This window comes from Cellulomonas algicola, from assembly GCF_003851725.1.
GTDB classification, from domain to species: Bacteria; Actinomycetota; Actinomycetes; order Actinomycetales; family Cellulomonadaceae; genus Cellulomonas; species Cellulomonas algicola.
In genome coordinates this window covers 1-6,358 of record NZ_BHYL01000147.1, presented here as the reverse complement: position 1 = coordinate 6,358, position 6,358 = coordinate 1, and the positions used below count along the sequence as shown (strand labels likewise).

The 6,358-nt window shown below is 76.2% G+C and carries 5 protein-coding genes; 3 read left to right on the top strand and 2 right to left on the bottom strand.

Annotated features, from left to right (window positions below; all coding sequences use genetic code 11):
* Together CTKZ_RS10655 and CTKZ_RS10650 are read right to left on the bottom strand one after the other, a co-directional pair.
* Positions 1 to 991: matrixin family metalloprotease (locus CTKZ_RS10655; RefSeq protein ID WP_124342928.1), on the bottom strand; the 991-nt coding region annotated here is incomplete at its 3' end.
* Positions 992 to 1,130: 139 nt separating this feature from the next.
* Positions 1,131 to 1,916 carry a fructosamine kinase family protein gene (locus CTKZ_RS10650; protein WP_235843440.1) on the bottom strand — a complete coding sequence of 262 codons (786 nt, stop codon included), beginning with the start codon at positions 1,914 to 1,916 and terminating at the stop codon, positions 1,131 to 1,133.
* A gap of 157 nt (positions 1,917 to 2,073) precedes the next feature.
* Here CTKZ_RS10650 and ald point away from each other — a divergent pair, with 157 nt between their 5' ends.
* From ald to CTKZ_RS10635, 3 genes are all read left to right on the top strand, one after another.
* Entirely contained in the window at positions 2,074 to 3,195 is a 1,122-nt protein-coding gene (gene ald / locus CTKZ_RS10645; protein ID WP_124342926.1) for an alanine dehydrogenase, read from the top strand.
* Positions 3,196 to 3,252: 57 nt separating this feature from the next.
* Positions 3,253 to 4,278: an NAD-dependent epimerase/dehydratase family protein gene (locus CTKZ_RS10640; protein WP_124342925.1), complete on the top strand. Its 1,026-nt coding sequence runs from the start codon at positions 3,253 to 3,255 to the stop codon at positions 4,276 to 4,278.
* Positions 4,279 to 4,286: 8 nt separating this feature from the next.
* Positions 4,287 to 6,358: M3 family metallopeptidase (locus tag CTKZ_RS10635; RefSeq protein WP_148090482.1), on the top strand; the 2,072-nt coding region annotated here is incomplete at its 3' end.

The following is a 6,358-nucleotide window of genomic DNA, read 5'->3' as shown; positions in this document are numbered from 1 at the left end:
CGCCCGCGGCGAACGAGGTCACGGTGAGGTTCGTGCTGGGGTACATGAGCTGCGTCGGGTCGTCGACGTGCCCGAGCCCGACGACGTGCGCGAGCTCGTGCGTGACGACGCCGATCGCGACGGCCGTCCCGTCGGGGGTCGCGACGAGCGGCGCGAGCTCCTCGGTGTCGAGCGTGACCTCGCCCGTGACGTACACGGAGCGCCCTCCGAAGGTCACGGAGGCCGACCCGCCGGTCCCCGCGACGTCGCCCAGCAGGCCCGGCGTCTCGACCGAGGTCGACCACGTGAAGAGGACCGGGGCCCAGCGGCGGCCGTACCGGTCGGGCTGGTACGCGGGGCGGTCGGACGTCGGTCCCTCGGTGGTCGCACCGTCGTCGACGAACTGCAGCCCGGTCGCCTCGGCCACGCGCTGGACCGCGGTGCGGATCAGCACGTCGCCGCCGGGCGGCGCGTTGTCGGGACGCACGACGTAGTGGATCGGGCGGCACGGGCTGTACGTGACGGGACCGGAGCCGTCGGGCTGCATCGCGGTGAACGTGTGCGGCCCGGCGTCGAGCGCGGACGCCAGAGGGGGAGTGCCGAGCGGGACCGCGGCCTCCTCGTGGCCCGCGGGCGGGGACAGGCGCGCGACCTGGTCGTTGACCCACCAGGTGGCGCCGCTCACGAGGGTCGCGACGACGACGACCGCAGCGACGAGCGCCGACGCGCGTCCGCGGTGCGGGACGCCGACCGGGCCGGGACCGAGCGTGGGCGGCAGCGGGGGACCGCCGCCCGCCCAGGCGCCCGGCGGCGGGCCGGTCCACGCGGTCCGGGGGTCGGGCGGAGGAGCCGTGAGCGGGTGCGGGGCGAACGCGTGGTGCGCTGTCTCCGGGGCGGCTGCCGTCGAGGGCCACGCCCCGGCGTCGAGGTCGGGCGGCGGCGGACCGTACGAGCGCGGCGGTGTCGGCGCCGGCACCCACGTCGGGGGCGCGGCGGCGTCGCGTGCGCTCACGTGCCGTCCTCCCCGTCCCCGGCCGACCGGTCCCGCGTCGGCGCGCCCGGTCCGCCGAGGATCGCACACGCGGCGCGCGCCGACGGTGACCGCGTCGCCGCCGTCACCCGGTCCGCGCAACGCCCTGCACGCCCGGCCGTCACCGGCCCCACCGCCGGACGAGCGTCGCGAGCTGCCCGACGTAGCCGCCCCCGAAGAGCAGGGCGTGCACGGCGACGGGGTACACCTGGTGCAGTCCCGCGCGGCCCGCGGCGCCCGGCCGCAACGGATGCACCTCGGCGTACCCGTCGAGCACGTCGTCGAGGCGGCGCAGCCCGAACAGCCGCAGCATCGCGAGGTCGGTCTCGCGGTGCCCGCCGTGGGCGGCGGGGTCGACGAGCGTCGCGCCGGCCGCGGTCCACACGACGTTGCCGCTCCACAGGTCGCCGTGCAGCCGTGCGGGCCGGTCGTCGTCGTCGAGGTCGCCCGCGTCGAGCCGCGCGGCGAGGCGGTCGAGGTCGCGTACGACGGTGTCGTCGACGACCCGCGCGTCCACCAGCGCCCGCGTGACGGGCACGACGCGGCACGCGGCGAGGAACGCGCCCCACCGGTCGAACCGTCCCGTCGGCATCGGCAGCGGTGCGTCGAGCGGCCCGAAGAACCCGTCGCCGTCCCAGCCCGGTGGGGCGACGCCGAACGCGTCGGCGCCCGCGTCGTGCACGGTCGCGAGCCCGCGGCCGAAGGTGCGGGCGGCGTCGCGCGTCGGCGCCACGGGCACGAGCCGCTCGAGCGTGAGCCCGCGCTCGTCCACGTCGAGCACCTCCACGACCGGCGCACCGCCGGCGGCCCGCAACCACGCCAGACCCGCCGCCTCGCACCGGAAGAACCCCGCGGGCGCGTCGTCGCGCCGCTTGCGGAACGTCGCCTCCGTCAGGCCCTCACGCACGTGCGCACCTCCCCGCGCACCCACCCTGGCGCACCGCCACGGCGACGGCACCCCGGCGCGCCGTGCGCCGCACGGTTCGCCGCGACGGCGCGCACGCCCCCGGCGAGACTGGCAGCAGGCGCGCGGCACCGGTCGCGCGGTGGCGAGGGGACGGGTCATGCGGGTCGGGGTGCCGCGCGAGGTGAAGAACCGCGAGTACCGGGTGGCGATGACCCCGGCCGGGGTGCACCAGCTGGTGCGCGACGGGCACACCGTGCTCGTCGAGGTCGGCGCCGGGCTGGGCTCCCAGATCCCCGACGACGAGTACCGGGCCGCGGGCGCGACGCTGCTGCCCGACGCCGACGACGTCTGGGGCGGCGCGGACCTGGTGTGCAAGGTCAAGGAGCCGGTCGAGGAGGAGTACCACCGCCTGCGCGACGGGCTCGCCCTGTTCACGTACCTCCACCTCGCCGCCGACCGGCCCGGCACCGACGCGCTGCTCGCCGCCGGCACGACCTCGATCGCCTACGAGACCGTCCAGCTCGCCGACGGCTCGCTGCCGCTGCTCGCGCCCATGTCGGAGGTCGCGGGCCGCCTCGCGACGCAGGTCGGCGCCTACCACCTCATGCGGAACGCGGGCGGCCGCGGGCTCCTGCTCGGCGGGGTGCCGGGCGTCGACGCGGCGAAGGTCGTGATCCTGGGCGCGGGCGTCGTCGGGTCGCACGCGGCCGAGATCGCCGTCGGCATGCGCGCCGACGTCACCGTCCTGGACCTGTCGATGCCGCGGCTGCGCGAGGTCGACGCCGCGTTCGGCGGACGCGTCCGCACGGTCGCGTCGTCGCCGTGGACCCTCGAGCGTGAGCTCGTCGACGCGGACCTCGTCGTCGGCGCGGTGCTCGTCCCGGGCGCCCGCGCGCCGCGCCTGGTGACGAACGAGCTCGTGGCTCGCATGCACGCGGGCGCGGTGCTGGTCGACGTGGCCGTCGACCAGGGCGGCTGCTTCGAGGACACCCGCCCGACCACGCACGACAACCCGACGTTCCGCGTGCACGACACGCTCTTCTACTGCGTCGCCAACATGCCGGGCGCGGTCCCGGTCACGTCGACGCGCGCGCTCACCAACGTCACGCTCCCGTACGTCACCGCGCTCGCGGGGCTCGGCTGGCAGCAGGCCGTCGCGGCCGACCCCGCGCTCGCGCTCGGGCTCACGACGCACGCGGGCGCGCTGCTCAACGCCGCGGTCGCGCAGGCGCACGGCTACCCCGCGCAGGACGCGTCGGCGGTCGTCCGTCTGCCCTGAGCGGACCGCCGAGCGCACCCCTGGCACTCCTCGCCGCGCACGGCCTAGCGTCGGCGCATGCGCACCGCACTCGTCGTCGGCGGCACGGGTCAGGTCGGACGGGCGGTCGTGCCCGCGCTCGTCGCGGACGGGTGGCAGGTCCGCGTGCTGTCCCGCGGCAGCCGGCAGGACGCCGCGACGGTCGAGGGGTGGGGCGCGACGAGCGTCGTCGGGGACCGTCACGACCCCGACGTGCGGGACCGTGCGCTCGCGGGCGGGGTCGACGTCGTGGTCGACGTGGTCGGCTACGACGATCGCGACGCCACGGCCTGGCTCGCGGCCCGCGACCGCATCGGGTCCGCGGTCGTCGTGTCCAGCGCTGCCGTCTACGTCGACGGCGCGGGCGACGGCTTCGAGACGGACGCGTTCGGCACGTTCCCGGTGCCCCTGGACGAGTCGCAGCCGACGGTCGAGGCGGGCCGCGACACCTATGCGACCGGCAAGGTCGGGCTCGAGCGGGCGTGGCTCGACTCCGACGTCCCGACGACCGCGCTGCGCGCCGCCGCGATCCACGGGCCGGGGTGCGTGCAGCCGCGCGAGTGGACGTTCGTCCGGCGGGTGCTCGACGGGCGCGACGTGCGGGTCCTCGCGTACGACGGCCTCAGCCGGTTCCAGACGGTCGCGACGTCGGTGCTCGCGGACCTCGTCCGCCTCGCGGCCGCGCAACCCGCCGACCGCGTCCTCAACGCCGCCGATCCCGACGCCCCCACGGTCGCCGAGATCGCCCGCGTGGTCGACGCGACGCTCGGCGCCGAGTCGAGCACCGTCACGTTCGCCGGGCCGCCGCAGGGCAATCTCGGCCTCACTCCGTGGGCCGTCCCGCACCCGCTGGTCCTCGACACGGGTCTGGCGGGACGCGAGCTCGGGCACGTCGCGCGCGGCGGCTACGCGGACACCGCCCCCGACGGCATCCACTGGCTCGTCGACGAGGCCGCGCGCCGCGACTGGCGCGAGGCGTTCCCCGGCTTCGTGCGGATGGAGGCGATGGGCGACTTCTTCGACTACGCCGCCGAGGACGCGTACCTGGCGGACCGTCGGTCATGATGACCGGCATGACCGACGACTCCCTCGACGCGACCAACCCCTTCGCGTCGCCCTCGACGCTGCCCTACGGCCTGCCCGACTACACCGCGATCCGCGAGGAGCACTACCGTCCCGCGCTGCTCGCCGGGATGGCCGAGCACCGTGCCGAGGTCGAGGCGGTCGCGACCGACCCGGCCGAGCCGACCGTCGAGAACACGCTCGTGGCCCTCGAGCGCGCGGGCCGGCTGCTGCACCGTGCGGCCGTCGCGTTCTACAACCAGGCCAGCAGCGACTCGACCCCGGGCCTCGACGCGATCGAGGAGGAGGTGGCCCCGCTGCTCGCCGCCCACCGCGACGCGATCTACCTCGACCGGCGCCTGTTCGCGCGCGTCGAGGCGCTCGTGGAGCAGGCCGAGGCCGGCTCGCTCGACCTCGCCGAGGACGTGGCCTGGCTCCTGCACCGCACGCAGACCGCGTTCGTCCGTGCGGGCGTGCGCCTCGACGACGCGGCCCAGGCCCGGCTGCGCGATCTCAACGCCGAGATCAGCGCGCTCGACGCGACGTTCGGGCGAGAGCTGCTCGCCGCGACCAACCAGGCCGCCGTGCTGGTGACGGACGAGGCCGAGCTCGACGGCCTGTCCGACGACGCGCGCGCCGCCGCCGCGCACGCCGCGGCCGAGCGCGGCCACGAGGGCGCCTGGCTGGTCGAGCTGCAGCTCCCGACCCAGCAGACGCCGCTCGCGGTGCTCCGCGACCGCGGCCTGCGCGAGCGCGTCATGCGCGCGTCCCTGACCCGCGGTGCGGGCGGTGACCACGACACGCGTCCGGCGCTGCTCGGGCTCGCGCGGCTGCGCGCCGAGAAGGCGCGCCTGCTCGGGTTCGAGCACCACGCCGACTACGTCGCGCAGGACGCGACCGCCGGTTCGGCCGACGCCGTCGCGGACCTGCTCGCGCGTCTCGCACCCGTCGCCGTCGCGAACGCACGCCACGAGGCCGCCGCGCTGCAGGAGGTCCTCGAGCGCGACCACCCCGGCGCGACGCTCGAGCCGTGGGACTGGGCCTACTACGCCGAGCAGGTCCGGCAGGAGCGGCGTGCGCTCGACGATTCGCGCCTGCGCCCCTACCTCGAGCTCGAGCGCGTGCTCGCCGACGGCGTCTTCCGCGCCGCGACCGCGCTCTACGGGCTCACGTTCGCCGAGCGGCACGACCTCACGGGCTACCACCCCGACGTCCGGGTGTTCGAGGTGTTCGACGCCGACGGCTCCGGCCTGGGCCTGTTCCTCGGCGACTTCTGGACGCGCGGCTCCAAGCGCGGCGGTGCCTGGATGAACAACCTCGTCGACCAGTCGACCCTGCTCGACCATCCGCCGGTCGTCGTGAACAACCTCAACATCCCCAAGCCGCCGCCGGGCGAGCCGACGCTCCTCGCCTGGGACGAGGTGATCACGCTCTTCCACGAGTTCGGCCACGCGCTGCACGGCCTGCTCTCCGCGGTGCGGTTCCCGTCGCAGTCGGGGACCGAGGTGCCGCGCGACTTCGTCGAGTACCCCTCCCAGGTCAACGAGATGTGGGCGTGGGAGCCGCGGATCCTCGCGTCGTACGCCGTCCACCACGAGACCGGTGAGCCGATGCCCGCCGCGTGGGTGCAGACGCTCCTCGACGCCCGCCAGGACGGCGAGGGCTTCGCGACCACCGAGTACCTCGCCGCCGCGCTGCTCGACCAGGCCTGGTACCGGCTCACCCCCGAGGACGTCCCGACCGACCCGGCCGACGTCGAGCCGTTCGAGGCGGCCGCGCTCGCGGCGGCGGGCGTCGACTTCGCACCCGTGCCCCCGCGCTACCGGACGACCTACTTCAACCACGTCTTCGCGAGCGGCTACTCGGCCGGGTACTACTCCTACATCTGGTCGGAGGTGCTCGACGCCGACACCGTCGAGTGGTTCCGCGAGAACGGCGGCCTGCGCCGCGAGAACGGCGACGTGTTCCGCGAGCGGCTGCTGGCGCGCGGCGGCTCGCGCGACCCGCTCGCGTCGTTCCGCGACCTGCGGGGACGCGACGCGGACATCGCACCGCTGCTCGCGCGCCGCGGCCTGCTCGCGGC